Source organism: Pseudomonas sp. ES4, from assembly GCF_050586665.1.
GTDB classification, from domain to species: Bacteria; Pseudomonadota; Gammaproteobacteria; order Pseudomonadales; family Pseudomonadaceae; genus Aquipseudomonas; species Aquipseudomonas frederiksbergensis.
Genome location: NZ_JBOBDO010000011.1, coordinates 100,873 through 117,874, shown reverse-complemented (window position 1 = coordinate 117,874; position 17,002 = coordinate 100,873). Strand labels below are relative to the sequence as shown.

12 protein-coding genes and 1 other RNA gene are annotated in these 17,002 nt (G+C 56.3%); 2 read left to right on the top strand and 11 right to left on the bottom strand.

Annotated features, from left to right (window positions below; translation table 11 throughout):
* Positions 1-1,380 (bottom strand): restriction endonuclease subunit S, encoded by a 1,380-nt coding sequence (locus tag ACQ4OB_RS14695; RefSeq protein WP_430955928.1) that lies wholly within the window; start codon positions 1,378-1,380, stop codon positions 1-3.
* Positions 1,381-1,506: 126 nt separating this feature from the next.
* Positions 1,507-3,858 (bottom strand): type I restriction-modification system subunit M, encoded by a 2,352-nt coding sequence (locus ACQ4OB_RS14690; RefSeq protein WP_430955927.1) that lies wholly within the window; start codon positions 3,856-3,858, stop codon positions 1,507-1,509.
* 429 nt (positions 3,859-4,287) lie between these two features.
* On the opposite strand from ACQ4OB_RS14690, the gene ACQ4OB_RS14685 reads away from it, so the two are divergent.
* Positions 4,288-4,851, top strand: coding sequence for a hypothetical protein (locus ACQ4OB_RS14685; protein WP_430955926.1), 564 nt, complete (start codon positions 4,288-4,290; stop codon positions 4,849-4,851).
* Between the two features lie 669 nt (positions 4,852-5,520).
* Here ACQ4OB_RS14685 and ACQ4OB_RS14680 read toward each other — a convergent pair.
* The 9 genes from ACQ4OB_RS14680 to ACQ4OB_RS14640 form a co-directional block, all read right to left on the bottom strand.
* On the bottom strand, positions 5,521-6,777 hold the full coding sequence (locus tag ACQ4OB_RS14680) for an integrase domain-containing protein (protein WP_430955925.1): 1,257 nt from the start codon (positions 6,775-6,777) through the stop codon (positions 5,521-5,523).
* A 187-nt stretch (positions 6,778-6,964) separates the two neighbouring features.
* Positions 6,965-7,358, bottom strand: a transfer-messenger RNA (tmRNA) gene (gene ssrA, locus ACQ4OB_RS14675).
* 114 nt (positions 7,359-7,472) lie between these two features.
* Entirely contained in the window at positions 7,473-7,724 is a 252-nt protein-coding gene (locus ACQ4OB_RS14670) for a hypothetical protein (protein WP_430955924.1), read from the bottom strand.
* A gap of 233 nt (positions 7,725-7,957) precedes the next feature.
* Complete coding sequence (locus ACQ4OB_RS14665) at positions 7,958-8,230, bottom strand: hypothetical protein (RefSeq protein ID WP_076028711.1); 273 nt, start codon at positions 8,228-8,230, stop codon at positions 7,958-7,960.
* A gap of 119 nt (positions 8,231-8,349) precedes the next feature.
* The gene (locus ACQ4OB_RS14660; protein WP_430955923.1) at positions 8,350-11,169 is read right to left on the bottom strand and encodes an FAD-binding and (Fe-S)-binding domain-containing protein; all 2,820 of its coding nucleotides are present in this window, start codon (positions 11,167-11,169) and stop codon (positions 8,350-8,352) included.
* A complete protein-coding gene (locus ACQ4OB_RS14655) occupies positions 11,166-11,837 on the bottom strand; it encodes a LutC/YkgG family protein (protein WP_074873635.1) in 672 nt (223 codons plus the stop codon). The genes ACQ4OB_RS14660 and ACQ4OB_RS14655 overlap by 4 nt, the downstream gene beginning before the upstream one ends.
* A complete protein-coding gene (locus tag ACQ4OB_RS14650; protein WP_074873638.1) occupies positions 11,837-13,291 on the bottom strand; it encodes a LutB/LldF family L-lactate oxidation iron-sulfur protein in 1,455 nt (484 codons plus the stop codon). The genes ACQ4OB_RS14655 and ACQ4OB_RS14650 overlap by 1 nt, the downstream gene beginning before the upstream one ends.
* Positions 13,288-14,112 carry a (Fe-S)-binding protein gene (locus tag ACQ4OB_RS14645; RefSeq protein ID WP_430955922.1) on the bottom strand — a complete coding sequence of 275 codons (825 nt, stop codon included), beginning with the start codon at positions 14,110-14,112 and terminating at the stop codon, positions 13,288-13,290. The genes ACQ4OB_RS14650 and ACQ4OB_RS14645 overlap by 4 nt, the downstream gene beginning before the upstream one ends.
* 152 nt (positions 14,113-14,264) lie before the next feature.
* Positions 14,265-15,959, bottom strand: a complete 1,695-nt coding sequence (locus ACQ4OB_RS14640) for a lactate permease LctP family transporter (RefSeq protein WP_074873641.1) — start codon at positions 15,957-15,959, stop codon at positions 14,265-14,267.
* Between the two features lie 262 nt (positions 15,960-16,221).
* Here ACQ4OB_RS14640 and ACQ4OB_RS14635 point away from each other — a divergent pair, with 262 nt between their 5' ends.
* The gene (locus tag ACQ4OB_RS14635; RefSeq protein WP_074873644.1) at positions 16,222-16,989 is read left to right on the top strand and encodes a GntR family transcriptional regulator; all 768 of its coding nucleotides are present in this window, start codon (positions 16,222-16,224) and stop codon (positions 16,987-16,989) included.
* The last annotated feature ends 13 nt before the right edge of the window (positions 16,990-17,002 follow it).

Here is a 17,002-nt window from a genome sequence, read left to right as displayed (position 1 = left end):
TCATGCGACTACTTCCTTGTTGGTTTGCCTGGTTTGCCTGGCTTGCGGCGCGACCCAGTCTCTGACGTCGATTTTGCCGGTGACGGCGGCGGAGATTAGGGCGGTGCGGCGCTCTTGCATCAACTCGATTGCGATATGCGCTTTCTTAACCATTAACTCAATCTTGGCGACTTCTTGATCTAGATAAGAAATTATTTCCTTTTGTTCATTAACGCCAGGTAGCAATGCGTGCATAGTTCGGAGTTCGCCAACATTAAGATTATCTTTGCCAAAGCCAAACTTTAATCTGTTTACTTCTGCTTTTCCGTACGCAGAATTCATGCAGTACGTGAAGTATTCTTTTACCAGCTCATCAGAAGGAGTAAGGATTAATGTTGTAAACGTATGGCATTGATCATACTCATCCGGAACACAGCAAGCCAACCCAACATTAGAACCCGTTCTAACAATTACAACATCCCCAGCCTTTACTTTTTTTGAAGCCTGCGCCTCAGCAAAAACTGGATTTAAATACAGCATGTCACTCCCATCAAAGTACCCTTCCTTAATATTTTGATTTCTAATAATTGGAATACCTTCTTCTTCATAACAGTCCGTTACTGACATTGCCAAACCAACAGCCAACTTTTTGGATGCCAAAGACAGCGACTTTAGCGTCCAATGCTCTGGCATTTGCCCGATACTTAAAACACCCGATTCCCGCATCTTGGCGCTGGTATTTAAGCCTTTGGTGACGGCATGGCTAATCATAGCCTGACGTTTTTCGTTTAGCAGTTGGATAAACTGTTGTTGCTTTTCGATCAGGGTGTCGATTTTGGCGGTTTCATGATCAAGGAAGTCTGAAATTAAACCTGCCTCCTTGAATGGAGGGATAAATAGCTGGCTAGACTCAAGTTTTTCAGCCGTATAGTGAGCAATGGTAGCCTTATTGCAAAGAATATCTATAAATCCAGATGATTTGAGCATGACCATCCAGTAATACAAATAGCTTGAGCTTCTATCTTTTAGAGGTCTAGCTCTGTTGATTGCATTTTGAATATAACACTCAGGCAGCTCATCCTTCCAGATTGCAGCCCTACCTACATCGCCCCCTTCACTTATAAGAACGTCACCACCAACCAATCTTAGTGACCTCAAATCGCCTTGAGAAAACCACATATTTTCAACCACATCCAGCCAAACACCTTCAGGCTGGATGTTTATAGCCTTTAAATATGGCTTAAGCTCATCATCATAAGCCTTCATTTCTTTCTGTAGCATTTTACCAAGGGTAATTTCATATCCATATTTAATTTTCGTAGAGTGCCAATGGACAGGTATGACGCCCAGCCACTCAACCCCCGAATCCTTATATTCGGGATAGGCATGATACTTACTCATGCGACCCGCCTCCTGATGAGGATTTTTGCGTCAGGGCAAGGCGTGCCTGTACGCAACGAAGGAGCGTACGTTTAGTACGTGACTGAGCGAGTACAGCCACAACGCAGCCATGGTGTAAAAAGACCATCAGGAATGCACCTCTTGCAGCAGCTGCATAATCTCGGCTGACACGGCATCCAGATCGGCATCAATATCAAGCAAATCCCGTGGCGGTTGGTACTCGTAGAAATGCCGGTTAAAGGGGATTTCATAACCGACGATGCCGACTTGCTGGTCCTTCGCATCTTTCTTGCTGGCATCTATCCAAGCATCGGCCACATGGGGCTGCACTTCTTTAAGAAAGTAGGCTTCGTTGCTGGCGTTAACCGTTTGGCTCGGGACGAGGGCGACGTTTTCGTTGTCGCGCAGTTCGCTGTCGGTTTGGTATTCCTGCACCTCGCCATTAACCGCAAATAAGCCATACAGCGGGTTGGCTGGGATTTTGTGGATTTTCTTGATGACCTTGGCGGCAGCTGGGTTCTTCCAGCTCATGGCATCGGTCAGTTGCTTTTTGTCTTTGGCATCCAGGGCGATGCCTTTTTGCTTACCGGCAGCCTTGAGTGCGTCGTCAAAGCTATTGAAATCGTCATGCTGCTCAGTGCCGATGCTGGCCTGTAGCTGCTGGGCTTTTAATAACAAACTTTTTTGTTCGAGCCAGGTGCGACGGGCGAGCAGGTCTTTCAGGTGTTTCTCTTTAAGGTCTGCGAAGTGCAGTTTGCAGTAACGGCGGATGGCGTCTTCATGGGTGCTCAGCTCGCCATAGCGCTTGCAGCTGTCGCCGTCGTTCCAACACTCGCCTTCCAGCGCGCTGAACTCTTGGTAAACCCAACGCATGGCAGCGTTGAGGGCGCCGGGGGCGAAACGCAGCTCGGCCACGCGCGCGTCACTGAACTGCCAAGACAGGCGCAACGGCCGCTCGATGCTGATGCGCCGGTAGCCGAACTCATGATTGCTGAAGATTTTGCTGGCGAAGGTCTTAGCCACCTCGGCTTTCGGGTTGGCGGCTTGGCGGCCGCGACTGCTTTTTTGTGCGGCTTGTTTATCTAGCGCGTAGGCATCAATAGCGGCAAAGCTGCCGAAGGCGCGAATGATGGTGGCGATGTCCTCCTCAGCCATTTCATTGCGCTTGGAGCCGAGGGATTTGCGCATTTTGCCGCACAGGTTCACGCCATTAATCAGCTGTACCTTACCCTTGCGTTCAGCGGCTTTTTTGTTCGACAGCACCCACACATAAGTGGAAATGCCGGTGTTGTAGAACATGTCGGTGGGCAGCGCGACTATGGCTTCGAGCAAATCGGCTTCGAGAATGTAGCGGCGGATCTCCGACTCGCCAGAACCAGCCCCGCCAGTAAACAACGGCGAGCCATTGAGGATGATGCCAATCCGCCCGCCTCCCTGGGAGCCGTCGCGCAGCTTGCTAATCAGGTGCAGCAGGAACAATAAGGAGCCATCGCTAACCCGTGGCAACCCCGCGCCGAAACGGCCGTTGAAGCCTTTTTCAGTGTGTTCGGTGATGATCTCTTGCTCGATCTTCTTCCAGTCCACGCCAAACGGCGGGTTGGAGAGCATGTAGTCAAACTCGGTGGCGTACAGCTGGTCGTTGGACAGGGTGTTGCCGAGCTTGATATTGCTGACGTCCTGACCCTTGATCAGCATGTCGGCTTTGCAGATGGCGAAACTCTCGGGGTTGAGCTCCTGACCATAGGCGCGCATCACGGCCTGCGGGTTGAGCTCGTGCACGTATTCCATGCCCGAGGAGAGAAAGCCACCGGTGCCGGCCGTGGGGTCGTAAATGGTGCGGATGATGCCGGGTTTGGTCAGGGCATCATCGTCTTCCATAAACACCAGGGAGGTGGTGAGCCGCACAATGTCACGCGGGGTGAAGTGCTCGCCGGCGGTTTCATTCGAGCCTTCAGCAAAGCGACGAATCAACTCTTCAAACACCAGACCCATGTCGTGGTTGGACACTGCGGCAGGGCTTAGGTCGGTCTGCCGCACTCGCTGCACAAACTTGTAGAGCAGGTTGGCATCGTTGAGTTGGCCGAGGAATTCGGTGAACTTGAAGTGCTCGAAAATCTCCCGCGCATCCTTGGAGAAACTCTGTAAATAGGACTCCAGGTTGGCCTTGATGCCGGCCTCACCGAGCTTGGACATGTCCATTTTCGAGGTATTGAAAAACGACAAGCCCTCAGCTTGGCCGGGCAGTTTGGTGGCGCGCAGCAGCAGTTTCTCTTGGGCCTCCTCAGACACGCCAAGCTGCTGGATTTTGTCGTACTCAGCCAACACCGCCGCCTTGCTGGCCTCTAACACGCACTCCAAGCGCCGCAACAGGGTAAACGGCAAAATGATCCGCCCGTATTGGCTCTGCTTAAAATCACCACGCAGAAGATCGGCCAAAGACCAGATATAGGCGGCCAGGTTGTTGGAAGTTTGCGACATGAGTGGAAATCCCTTTGGTGCGGGGTGCTGATATTGGCACCCGCACGCTGATGAAAAAACTTGGATGCATTATGCGGCAATGGTGAAGGGCTACCATGGCTGAACACACGATTTCTTACACCCCAATTATCCAACGTCACGCAGAACCGACTGAGCGGAGTTTCGGCTGCAAGTCGTTACATCCTTGTCAATGCAGTAAAAAATAGCTCTAACAACAGATAGTGCGAAATTGCGCTCCACTTGACCACCCGTTTGCATTCGACCTGACCGGTCACTTGCATTCGTTCTGACCAGCGATTGCATCGGATTTGACCAACACGCGTTGTAACCTTGATCGGCAGAGAACGGCCAAGAGCTCACGCTTCAAGGTATATGAAGCACATAGGCCGCCAAAAAAGGGGCCTCTCAAATATTCGCGAGTAAAAATCCATGACTACACCTGTAACCCTGTATCCAATCGAAAAACACAAACACCTCTATGCTAAGTGGTGCGCCGCCGCCGCGTATGGCCGCGGCCTGGCCGGCGGGGGTAATTCCTTGGCTTTCCAGCTGATAGAGGCAAGCGGCCTAGGCCAGGTAACCGGGCCAGAGCAAATTGGCCAGAACGTCGATAAATGGCAGATGAGCTTTATGAAGAAGATCGAAGCCGAGGCTGCACGCGAGGGTGTGACCGATTTCTCCTTCGGCCGTGCCCAGAAGCTAGTCAACATTTACTTGAAAACGGTGCTCGTCTGCGGTGGCCACCACCAACACCCGAGCGTTGCCTTGCTCCATCCGCCGCTGGACTCTGAACTGTTCAAAGGGTTGCGCAGTTTTCTATCGAAGAACCGTGCCGCGATGGGTAAGGCGCGCTCAGCATTCATCGCCGCGCAAAAGCGTAATCCGCGATGGACTAAGTTCTCTGAGGCTGATTACGTGGCGCACATAGATGTCATCAAGTTGCTGATGGTCGGCAAGCCGCTCTACCAGGTCGAGGAGCATTGGATGCTCTGAGCAGGTAAGGGGCTGTAGCGAGTTATAGCCAACTTGGAACGGCAGCTGTGGGTCGATTTTTCCTGTCGCCACCGGCAGCAATAAGTCGGTTGGAGCCCTTCGCGACTGTCCGCTTTGGGTCGATTCTGTTGAAAAAGTCGCTCATCCAAAACTGCCTCATGATTAACCGGTGAAAACGTCTTTTTTGCACGCTGCTGCGTGAAATCTGTGTCTGGAAAACCTCAGCCGAAAGTAAAGATTTCAATCTCCGACGCGTACTTTTCAGCGGCGGAAACCATGGCCGACTTTTTCAACAGAATCGGTCGGTTGCAGTCCTTGAGTGCTTGGCTGACACACTCGCGCTGAGTGGCACCCGCTGACACCCGTCAACTGCAAACGGCTGGTCAGCGCGAATGCAAATGACTGGTCAGTGGCAATGCAATTAGGTGGTCAAGTGAGATGCAATTACGCAGAGCCCATGCGAGTGGGAATGCGGAGCCTTCCCGCCCGCATGGACTTAGTCGAAAAGGCCCCAAGAGCAAGGCTTGCAACGGCGACAGTCGCCACTTCTGTCGCCATGTTGCAGGCCAGGTATTACGCGAGTTGTCGCCGGTGTCGCCGCTGTCGCCAAATCAACCATCACTCCATCTGGGGAGTCATTTTCCGTCACCGGCGGCGTCCGGTGAGCGCTCACCGTATCGGCACGACGTTGTGGTCCCTGGTTTGATTGATCGCAGATGCCGAAAGGTTGCCAGTGGCCGCTTTTTGGATGTGCTGACTCCACCAAGCCATCATCGGACGCCGGCGTTCGATGTAATCCGCCCGGTTGTAGGCGCTCCGAACTTCGTCTTTATCGACATGCGCCAGCGCGACTTCGATCAGCTCCGGATCCCACCCATGCTCGTTCAGGATGGTGCTGGCCATAGAGCGCATGCCGTGGCTGACCAAGCGGTTCTGGAAGCCCATGCGTTTCAACGCCATGTTGGCAGTCTGGCTGTTGGCGTGGGTGCGCGGATTTCTATCTGCCGGGAACACGTATTCCCTGTGGCCGCTGTGGGGCTTGAGCGTCTCCAGTAACGCGAGTGCCTGTTCGGTCAGCGGGATGGTGTGCGGACGACGCTTTTTCATGCGCTCCGGCGGGATGGTCCAGATGCGTTTGTCGAAGTCGATGTCTGCCCATCGGGTGGTGGCCGCTTCGGCAGGACGGGTCATGGTGTGCAGTTGCCATTCGATCAGGCAGCGGGTGATCCGCTTGATGCTGGCGTTCGCGATTTCGATCATGAGCTCGGAAAGCTCATCGGGTCGTAGCGCGGCCATGTTCTCTTTCTTGGGCTTCTTGAAGACCGCCCGAATGCCACTGAGAGGGTTAGAGAAAATCAGCCCGGAGTTTACCCCGTAGGTCATGATCTCGTTGAGCCGTTGGCTCAGTCGCTTCACCGTCTCGAGGCTGCCTTTGGCCTCGATTGGGCGAAGCAGTTCGATGACCATCGGTGCGGTAATTTTCGAGAGCGGCGTTGTTTTCAGGTCTGGAAATACATGCAGCGTGAGCGATCGCCAGATGTCTTCGGCGTACGCGGGTGTGACCGAATCTTTCTTCAATTCGAACCAGGCGGTGGCGACGTTCTCGAACGTGTGTTCGGTCTCCGCTCGTTTGGCTTCGTTCTGAGTGTTGCGTTGCACCTTGGGATCAATGCCTTGTGCAAGTAGCTCCCGTGCCTCAACGACTTTCTTTCGGGCGTTCGCCAGTGAGAGCTCTGGGTACGTGCCCAGCCCCATATTGATACGGTTTTTGGTTACCGGCTCGCGGTAGTTGAAGTTCCACAGCATCGAGCCGTTGCTCCTGACTCGGAGCTGAAGGCCGTCACCATCGCTGAGGACGTAATCCTTGTCTTTTGCCTTGACTGCCTTGAGCTGGCGGTCGGAAAGGCGAAGGGCTGGAGCAGGCATGAGAGCTTCCTCTGACACCGTTTTGGTATTCCAAAAAATAGCACTGGATGGCCTGGAATACCATTTGGAATACCCAAACGGCTGGAACTCAAAAAACCTCTGCGGAGCCAGGTAGCCCTTAAACCCTTGATTTCACTGGATTTCAGGCACAAAAAAAGACGTCCGTGGACGTCTTTAGATGATGAAATGGTGGAGCCGGGGGGATTTGAACCCCCGTCCGCCAGTACTCCGCTGTCGGTACTACATGCGTAGCCGTGTCTATTAAGTTAACCCTCAGCGACCCGACGGGCAGGGTGCTTTGGGCGAGTTGTGTAAGTTTTAGCCGCTTCGTCCACAACGTACTGCACGGCGATTCTGTTCTATATGACAATCACTTTGGGTTTACAGACATCCCCTGATGATTGCTGGACCCGAAGGTACCAGGAGGGAAGGGCTAAGGCTGCTTACGCAGCGAGAGCGTATTCCCCGTAGGTTTCGTCATTGGCAACTATAGAAAGTTGCAACAGTGGATTTACGAGTTCTGTTACCAACTCGGCATGCACCTAAAGTTTCGCAACCGGCGTCGAATCCTAAACGGCCCCGAGCCTGTTGCTCTGTGAATCAAAGTGAGCAACAAGCCTGCGCAGTGTACGCCAACACACGTCAGAAGGCCAACCCGAAGGTGGCCGCGAGTGATCATGGGTTGGGTTCGTTGCTCAGTGTGTTAGCGCCAATGCCTGGATGGCCTCGGTGGCGCATTTCTTGTCGTCCCCGGAGGCTTTTGAAGTTTTGGCGCTGGCCAGCAGTCTTTTGATCTCCGGTGCGTTGGTGGAGGTCGCTGGTAACGAATTCACTTTGGCCTCGAGCTCCTGCAGTTTGCTCGTACAAAGGTCGTTGTCCGCTGCAAACACGGGAGAGGCCAACATTGCAGCAGACATGAACAAACCAGCGAGTGCGGTACGTTTCATGGATATCTCCTAGTACTGATGGTCTCGGTGCTGCCGTATGAGCGGGCGGTTCGGCCGAGTCGAAAAACAAGCCACGATGGATGAGGCCTACTCAAAAGACCACGGCGCTGCGCAGGAATTCGGTTTTTGGGGAGCAATTTCACCAGCAACGCATACGGATCGCGTTATGGCTTAAATGTGCAGCTCCAAGCGCACGCCAACAAGGCCAACCCGAAGGTTGGCCTTGAGCCGGGTTACTTCCCGCCTTTGTTAGCGTTCTTGATTTGCTGGATGGTTTGTTCGGTCTCGGCGATGCAGTCGTCAGTCCCTTCCTTGGTGCCTTTTGCCTGATCTGCCTTGGCTTTCGTGACGCTTTCCATGACCTGATCAGCCATCTCCGGAGGAGTCTGTGCCTTGGCATTTTCGATGGTTTTCAAGTTGACCGCACAGAGGTCTTCAGCGGCAAACGAGGTGGACGCCATCAGTGAGGCAGTAACGAACAGACCTAACAGTACAGAACGTTTCATATGTAACTCCTTGAACTGAGGGTCCAGGCATCGCTGGCCGTCAGGACGGGCTGCCGAGTATGGGTAAAGCCCGGTAACGTCCGGGCTTATTCTGTGGACTATGGCAGCGCATCAGGGTTCTATTTTTCTTGCATGACCCTCGCCTGCGTTACCCGATCCACCAAATAGACTAGCCCGTGGTAATCAATTCCACCGTGTTGCGTCAGACCTATCTCACACGTGCGGCTGGTCGAAATCCCCTCGCTGCACTGCTGAACCGCATCCTTGAGCGTGCGCAGCGAATGTGCGTTCAGTTCCGGCGTAGTAAAACCCTTATCCCCCGCAAAACCGCAGCAGTGAATGCCTTCGGGAATAACCACGTTTTTGCTGCATTTACGCGCCAGATCAATCAAAGCCTGGCTTTCACCAAGGTGCTGCGTGCTGCAAGTGACGTGCACGGCAATCGACGCTTCCTGCGGCGTGAAATCCAGACGATCCATCAAATGCGTACGAATGAAACGCACCGGGTCGTACAGGTCCAGGCGCACATCGCCCAGGTCCTGAACCAGCCGTAACGTACACGGACTGGTGTCGCAGTAGATCGGGTCGAGCCCGCCGCGGCTGGCGTGCAGCAAGGCGCCGATCAGTTCCTGGCGTTTGTGTTCGGCCTGTTCGGCGTAGCCCTTGGAAGCGAACGGTTGCCCGCAACAGAGATTGTCCAGATTGTCCGGGAAGACTACTTGATAACCGGCCTTTTCCAGCAGTCCTCGGGTTTTGTCGTACAGCGACATTTGCTCTTTATCACCCGCCGCCGGGCCCATTGCCCGCGACACGCAGGCCGCGAGGTACACCACTCGAGGGCGTTCGTCCGACACGGTCGGGCTGAAGCGAATGGCTTTTTCCGGTTGCGGCATGGCGTTGGTCCACTGTGGGACCTGACCTTTGGACAGGCGCGTCAACGTCGCAGACAGTTTTGCCAATCGTGGCGCCCCCAGCAGCATTCGCGCACCGTTGGCCACGTGCAGGGTGAAACGAGCACCTTGCAGCGCAGTGGCGAAATTGCTTTCCAGCCAATTGGCGGTTTTTGTATGAGTTGCCTTCCGGCTGCGGAGCTTTTTCACAAGCTCGCCGGTATTGATTCCTACAGGGCAACGTTGTGCGCAGAGGCCGGTGGCAGCGCAGGTGTCGATGCCTTGGTATTCGTAAGCGGCTTCGAGTTCGGTGGTGTCCACGCCAGCGCGTTTCTTTGCCTGAATGTCACGCCAGATCACGATGCGCTGGCGCGGGCTCAGGGTCAGGCCTTTCGACGGGCAGACCGGTTCACAGAAACCGCACTCGATGCACTTGTCCACAATCTCATCGGCGGCCGGCAACGGCTTCAGGTGCTTGAGGTGGATCTGCGGATCCTCGCTGAGCACCACGTCCGGGTTGAGGATGCCGTTGGGATCGAGCAGGCGTTTAAGCTGCCACATCAACTGGTAGGCATCGCTGCCCCATTCCAGTTCGACAAAGGGCGCCATGTTGCGTCCGGTGCCGTGTTCCGCTTTCAGCGAGCCGCCGAACTCCACCGCTACCAGTTGCGCCACGTCGTCCATGAACGCCTGATAGCGTGCGACTTCTTCCGGGTTGTTGAAGCCTTGGGTGAAGACGAAGTGCAGATTGCCTTCCAGCGCGTGTCCGAAAAGGATCGCTTCGTCGTAGTGATGTTTGTCGAACAGCTCGATCAGGCGGTTTACGCCGATGGCCAGTTGTTCAACCGGGAAGGTCACGTCTTCGATGATCACCGTGGTGCCGGTTTTGCGCACGGCGCCTACGGCAGGGAAGGTGTCTTTGCGGATCGCCCAAAGCCGGGCGTTTTCCACCGGGTCTTCGGTGAAGTCGACCTGTTTTTCTACCGGGAACGAGGACAACGACGCCATGATGTGCGCCAGTTGTTCCTGTAGCAAAGTGGACGATGCGGCGCGGGATTCGATCAGCAGCGCGCAGGCATTGTTCGACAGCTGTTGTACGAAAGCGGGCATGCCGGGTTTGTCTTGCACTGAACGCAGACTGCGCCGGTCCAGCAGTTCGACGGCCGACACCGGCTGGCTTTTCAGCACCGTCACGGCATTGCAGCAGGTTTCCACATCCGGGAACACGATCAGTGCCGAGGCCTTGTTCGGGTGGTCGATCACTGTGTCGTAAGTCACCGCGCTGATGAAACCGAGGGTGCCTTCGGAGCCCACCAACAAGTGGCTCAAGATATCCACAGGCTCGTCGAAATCCACCAACGCATTGAGTGACAGCCCGGTGGTATTTTTCAGACGGTATTTGTGGCGAATTCTCGCCGCCAGTTCAGCATTGGCGCGGGTCTCGCGGCCCAACGTTGCCAGGCGTTCAAGCAGCGAAGCGTGGCTCTCCCGAAACGCCGCAACACTCGCCGCATCTTCAGTATCGAGACGGCTGCCGTCCGCCAGTACCAGACGAATGCCAGCCAACGTGTGATAGGTGTTTTGCGCCGTGCCGCAACACATGCCACTGGCATTGTTGGCGACGATGCCGCCGATTTTGCAGGCATTGATCGACGCTGGATCCGGACCGATCTTGCGCCCGAACGGCGCCAGCCACGCGTTGGCCTGCGCGCCGATCACGCCCGGTTGCAAACGGATTTGCGTACCTTGCCCACGGATCTCGCGACCATTCCAGTTATCCCCCAGCACGATCAACACCGAGTCGCTGATGGCTTGGCCGGACAAGCTGGTGCCGGCGGCGCGGAAGGTCACCGGGACCAGATCCCTTTGCGCGAGTTTGAGCAGCGCCACGACCTCATCTTCAGACTCGACACGAATCACCAGTTTCGGAATCAGCCGGTAGAAACTGGCGTCAGTGCCAAAGGCCAACGTCGACAGCGGGTCGTCGAAACGTCGCTCCTGAGGAATCAGTTGCTGCGCATCTCGCAGGAAAGCCGCGGGTAGATTCATTGGTCCTCCAGGATCATGACCACGAGGTCTTTCGGACCGTGAGCTCCGTAAGCCAGAACTTGCTCGATGTCAGCGGTTTTCGACGGGCCGGACACCAGCAGGGCGTTGGTCGGCATGCCTTGGGCCCAATCGAATTCCTGCTGCACTTGATAGAAGTTGTTGCGGATTTCACTGGCCTTGAGCAGGGCGAAATGCACGGGCGGCACCAGGCTCATCAGGCGCGGTTCTTCCCGCGTCGGCCAGAGAATCAGACTACCTGTGGCGGCGATTGCGCCGAGGGTGCCGGTCAGGCTGGCCGGCGTGTCGTTGAACAACTCGGCTTTCCATTCTTCAACCGGACGGTCGTAGGATTTGAGCGTTGGCAGATCAGGATTTTTCGCCCAGTGCTGAGTGACGCGTTGCCCGTGAGGCGTAGTCGGTGCAATCAACAAACTCGGCAACTGACGGTCCAGCAACAACTGAGCAAGCAACGAAGGCCAGCCTTCGCCTGACGTCAGATGGATTTCGGTGTGCACCGCTTCCATCTGTTTGCGCAGCTGTGGGATGCGTTGCTCGGCGGTGTAGGTGTAGGGCGCTGTCACCAGTTCGACGTCAAAATCGTCAGGCACTGGTGTGGTGCCCGTCAGACTGTTCCGCAACTTGGCGAGGATATTTTGCTTGGCGCTCATCAGCGATCTCCCTGTTTGGCCAGATGTTCGCGGGCCATGTCATGCAGTGAGCGGGCAGCGGGTTTCGGTGCGCTGTGGTTTTGCGTCCAGGGGCCGACGTTTTTCGGTGCCAGCGTGCGCAAGCGAGTGGCGAAGAAGCCGAACAGTCGATAAAGCGTGGGAGAACTGTTGAGCTTCGCCCAGGCATTCCAGATAAACCGTTCTTTACGCGAGTACTTGCTGCCCTGGCCGCGCATCACTTGATGAGGGCTGTCCGGGGCTTTGACGTTCTCTTCCCGCAGACGACGCAGCAGCGCCGGAATCGGAATTTTTACCGGGCAGACTTCACCGCAGGCGCCACACAACGACGAGGCACTCGGGTGGTCCGGGACTTTCGCCAGGCCGACCATGTGCGGAGTGATGATTTTTCCGATAGGCCCAGGGTAAACCTCCCCATAGGCGTGACCGCCGATTCGGGTGTAGACCGGGCAATGATTCATACAGGCGCCGCAGCGGATGCAGTTCAGGGTCTGGCGCAGTTCGCTGTCGGCGAAGGCCTGGCTTCGACCGTTGTCGAGCAATACCAGGTGCACTTCCTGGGGGCCGTCGAGTTCATGTTGCTTGCGCGGGCCGGAGATCATGTTGACGTAGGTGGTGATCGGCTGGCCGAGGGCTGAACGGGTCAGCAGTGACAGCAGCGGCACCACATCGCGCAGGTTTTCCACGACTTTTTCGATGCCAGTGACGGCGATGTGAACCGGCGGCACGGTGGTGGTCATGCGCCCGTTGCCTTCGTTTTCCACCAGCAGCAAGGTGCCGGTTTCGGCCACGGCGAAGTTGACGCCGGAGACGCCGATGTCCGCTTCGAAGAATTTCTGCCGCAAGACCTTGCGACCGATCTGAATGAGTTGGTCAACGTCCTTGGTGTATTCCACGCCAAGTTTGTCGTGGAACAAGGACGCGACCTGACCGGCGTTCTTGTGGATCGCCGGCATAATAATGTGTGAAGGCTTCTCGTGGTCGAGCTGGACGATGTACTCGCCCATGTCCGATTCCAGGCATTCAATGCCCTGTTCAGCGAGGAAGTGATTCATTTCCATCTCTTCGCTGACCATCGATTTGCCCTTGATCACTTGCCGCCCCTCGTGAGCGCGGATGATCGAGAGGACGATGCCATTGGCCTCGTCCACCGTTTCCGCCCAGTGCACTGTCACACCGTTGCGGGTCAGGTTCTGTTCAAGTTGCTCGAGCAGGTCGGGCAACTTGGATAACGCGCGGGCGCGGACAGCATTGCCCAGCGCTCGCAAATGTTCTCTTTCGTGGGCATCGCTGAAGGACGCTGCCCGTTTTGTCATCAGCGAATCCATCGCCGTGCGAAAGTTGTTTCGCAGTTGCTTGTCATCCAGCGCCTTGTGAGCCCGGATGCGAAAATCTTCTTCCACGGCAACCGTAGGAATAATCGCGGAAGCGTTCATAGAACACCTCCGGTTCGCTGCCAAAGGAAGCTGGCCAGGTGTTGGCCGCGCAATGCTTCCTGCTGTTTCTCCAGCGAGCCGTTGATGTTCATCAGACAACCGCAGTCGGCACTGAGTACCTGGTGCGCGCCGGATTCCTTCAACGAGCGGGTCTTGTCAGCCACCATCGCGCCGGAAATGTCTGGCATACGGACGCTGAAAGTCCCACCGAAGCCACAGCATTCACTTTCATGGCTGTGGTCGACTCGCTCCACGTTACGCAGCTGCGCCAACAACTCGCGGCCATGCAAGTGGGTGTTCATCTCACGGCGTGCCGAGCACGACGTGTGCAACGCTACTTTGACGGGCTCGCCACTGTCCTTGAGCTGCACCTTGCAGACGAACAACAGAAACTCGGCCAGTTCATAAGTCCGGGCCGCCAGCGCCTGAACCTGTTTCAGCATGTCCGGCTCGTCCTTGAACAAGTCGGCGTAGTGTTCGCGCAACATCCCGGCACACGACCCCGACGGCACCACCACCGGATAGTCCCCGGCAAACAGCGCCAGTTGCGAGCGTGCCACGGTCCGCGCCTGCTCGGTGTAACCCGAGGTGTAGGCCGGTTGTCCGCAGCAACTTTGCCCCTGCGGATACTCGACACGAATGCCTTCGCGTTCCAGCAAGTGAATCGCGTCCATCCCGGCTTCGGGGTAGAACAAATCCACCACGCAGGTTCCGAACAGGTAGACCCGTGACGGTTTCTCGCTGGGGTATTGCCGAGGCTGGGGCAGTGGCGGGGCGACGCGGGTCGCGTTCGGCACAGCGTTGTAAAAAAGCTCGCTCATCAGGCGTGTCTCCGGGTGGTCCCGGTTATCCGTCTGTCGAGGCTGCTGAAATATAAAGAGGCAAGCTTTCAGCAGCCTTACAGACCGGGTTGTGAATAGCTGACGCCGGAATCGTGGTCCGGCGTCGGTTTTTGCTTTTTATCGTGTAGTACTTAGTGCACCAGCATGCCGGTCAACCAGTAGGCCTGGATGTAGGTAATCAAGCCCACGATCGTTGCAAAGAACAGGCTGTGCTTGAGGGTGAAACGGAACAGATCTGATTCCTTGCCCACCAGACCGGTCGCGGCGCAGGCCACGGCGATCGATTGTGGCGAGATCATCTTGCCGGTCACGCCACCGCTGGTGTTCGCCGCTACCAGCAACACGTCGCTGACGCCGATCTGGTGCGCAGTGGTCGCTTGCAGCGAACTGAACAGGGCGTTGGACGAGGTATCGGAACCGGTCAGGAACACACCCAGCCAGCCGAGGAACGGTGAGAAGAACGGGAATGCTGCGCCAGTGCCTGCCAGAACCAGCGCCATGGTCGAGGACATGCCCGAGTAGTTAGTGACGAAGGCAAAGGCGAGCACCATACCGATGGACAGAATCGGCCAGCGCAGCTCGTAGAAGGTCTCTTTCAAAGTGGTCAGACCAGTTTTGACATTGATCTTCAGCACCAGCATCGAGATCAGCGCGGAGAAGAAAATCGCCGTGCCGGTCGCGGAAATCGGGTCGAGTTTGAACACTGCCGGGATAGCGGTCGGGGCGGTCACGATCGGCGCAACCTTGATCACCAATTGATCGAGGTGCGGGATGGCGATGTTAAATACCCAGCTGTACATCGAACCGCCAGCAGCGAACATCGCCTTGAACGGTTTCAGTGTCCAGATGGTGACCAGTACGGTGAGGATCAGGAACGGTGACCAGGCTTTGAGAATTTCACCAAAGCTGTAGGGCGAAGCCACAGTGCTGCGCGGCAGGCCGAAACCGCCAGCGCTGGCACCCACCACGGAAGCCGAGACGGCACCGACGATGTGTTGCCCTGCGGCGCGTTTCGGCTGCCAGACTTTCAGGAACAGCGTCAGGGAAACCAGGCTGGCCAGGGCCGAGGTGATGTCCGGCAGTTCCGGGCCGATGAAGTTCGACGTGAAATATTGGGTGATGGCAAAGCTCAAGCCGGCTACCAGTGCTGCCGGCCAGGTTTCGCGAACGCCGCGCAGGCCGTCCATCATGAACACCAGCCAGAACGGCACGAACAGCGACAGCAGCGGCAGTTGGCGGCCTGTCATGGCGCCAATCTTGAAGGCGTCGATACCGGTGACCTGCCCGGCAACGATGATCGGAATCCCCAGGGCGCCGAAGGCCACCGGTGCGGTGTTGGCGATCAGGCACAGGCCGGCGGCGTACAACGGGTTGAAGCCCAGTCCGACCAACAGTGCGGCGGTAATCGCGACCGGTGCACCGAAACCGGCGGCACCTTCCAGGAAGGCGCCGAAGCAGAAACCGATCAGCAGCACTTGCAGGCGCTGGTCGTCGGTGATCGATAGCACCGAGCTGCGGATCACTTCGAACTGACCACTCTTGACCGTCAGTTTGTAGAGGAATACCGCCGCCACGATGATCCAGGCAATCGGCCACAGGCCATAGGCGAAACCATAGCCGGCGGCGGCGAAAGCCATGTCGACCGGCATCTGGAAGGCGAAGATCGCAACGGCAATGGACAAGGCCAGCGTGATGCTGCCGGCCACGTGTCCTTTGAGTCGGAACACGGCCAATGCCAGGAAGAAAAACACGATGGGGATAACGGCCGCGAGCGCGGACACGCCGAGACTGCCGAGCGGAGAATAGAGCTGTTGCCAGGTTTGCATATGGGGTGGCCCCTAATTGTTGTTGGTCAGGCACTGGTCAGCGTTCTTGGATAATTGGTAATACCAATTTACAATCGCTGTTGGCTAGGGTAAAAGCGTTGTAGGCGGCGTGTCAATTTGCCGCTCTAAAACTTTTGTCGAATACGCGGTGCGCAAGCCATCTGGTCCGCTCGACCAAATGCTGTCTGGCAGGTGCTGAAGCAGCCCTGATAGGCCAGAATAGACACCCCGGCGAGCCGTCGGGATCGTGGAGAATTGAGTTATGGGGTTTGATCAAATTCGTCAGCGCCGTTTGTCTGACGATATTGTCGAGCAGCTCGAGGGGATGATTCTCGAGGGCACGCTGAAGGCGGGTGAGCGTTTGCCGGCCGAGCGTGCGCTGGCCGAGCAGTTCGGCGTGTCACGCCCTTCGTTGCGCGAAGCGATTCAGAAACTGGCGGCCAAAGGCTTGCTGGTCAGTCGCCAGGGCGGTGGCAATTATGTGGTGGAGTCGCTGGGGACAACGTTCAGCGATCCGCTGCTGCATCTGCTGGAAAGCAACCCTGAGGCGCAGCGCGATCTGCTGGAATTTCGTCACACGCTGGAAGCCTCCTGTGCCTATTACGCAGCCATGCGTGCTACGGACGTTGATCGCGAGCGATTGACCGCGGCTTTCAATGAATTGCAGGACTGCTATACGCGTCACGACGAGGTAAGTCGGGCGGAAGAGGGCGCGGCGGATGCGAAATTCCACCTGGCTATTGCTGAGGCCAGTCACAACGCGGTGTTGCTGCACACCATTCGCGGATTGTTCGATCTGCTCAAACGTAACGTGGTGACCAACATCGGCGGGATGTACAAGCAACGCACGGAAACCCGCGACATGCTGATCACCCAGCACCGGGAGTTGTACCTGGCAATTATTGAAGGAAGGGCCGAGCAGGCGCGGGAAGTCTCCAGCCGACACATTTTGTATGTGCAGGAAGTGCTGGAAGAAGTGCGTCAGGAAGTACAGCGCATGGCTCGAGCGGAGCGGCGCAAGGGGATGTAGTGATAAGGGGATG

What these genes read in the sequence shown, in the direction of transcription:
- ACQ4OB_RS14650 (WP_074873638.1), bottom strand. Translation starts at nt 13,291, where the DNA reads ATGAACGCTTCCGCGATTATTCCTACGGTTGCCGTGGAAGAAGATTTT.
- ACQ4OB_RS14690 (WP_430955927.1), bottom strand. Translation starts at nt 3,858, where the DNA reads ATGTCGCAAACTTCCAACAACCTGGCCGCCTATATCTGGTCTTTGGCC.
- ACQ4OB_RS14670 (WP_430955924.1), bottom strand. Translation starts at nt 7,724, where the DNA reads ATGAAACGTACCGCACTCGCTGGTTTGTTCATGTCTGCTGCAATGTTG.
- ACQ4OB_RS14685 (WP_430955926.1), top strand. Translation starts at nt 4,288, where the DNA reads ATGACTACACCTGTAACCCTGTATCCAATCGAAAAACACAAACACCTC.
- ACQ4OB_RS14635 (WP_074873644.1), top strand. Translation starts at nt 16,222, where the DNA reads ATGGGGTTTGATCAAATTCGTCAGCGCCGTTTGTCTGACGATATTGTC.
- ACQ4OB_RS14645 (WP_430955922.1), bottom strand. Translation starts at nt 14,112, where the DNA reads ATGAGCGAGCTTTTTTACAACGCTGTGCCGAACGCGACCCGCGTCGCC.
- ACQ4OB_RS14660 (WP_430955923.1), bottom strand. Translation starts at nt 11,169, where the DNA reads ATGAATCTACCCGCGGCTTTCCTGCGAGATGCGCAGCAACTGATTCCT.
- ACQ4OB_RS14695 (WP_430955928.1), bottom strand. Translation starts at nt 1,380, where the DNA reads ATGAGTAAGTATCATGCCTATCCCGAATATAAGGATTCGGGGGTTGAG.
- ACQ4OB_RS14640 (WP_074873641.1), bottom strand. Translation starts at nt 15,959, where the DNA reads ATGCAAACCTGGCAACAGCTCTATTCTCCGCTCGGCAGTCTCGGCGTG.
- ACQ4OB_RS14665 (WP_076028711.1), bottom strand. Translation starts at nt 8,230, where the DNA reads ATGAAACGTTCTGTACTGTTAGGTCTGTTCGTTACTGCCTCACTGATG.
- ACQ4OB_RS14680 (WP_430955925.1), bottom strand. Translation starts at nt 6,777, where the DNA reads ATGCCTGCTCCAGCCCTTCGCCTTTCCGACCGCCAGCTCAAGGCAGTC.
- ACQ4OB_RS14655 (WP_074873635.1), bottom strand. Translation starts at nt 11,837, where the DNA reads ATGAGCGCCAAGCAAAATATCCTCGCCAAGTTGCGGAACAGTCTGACG.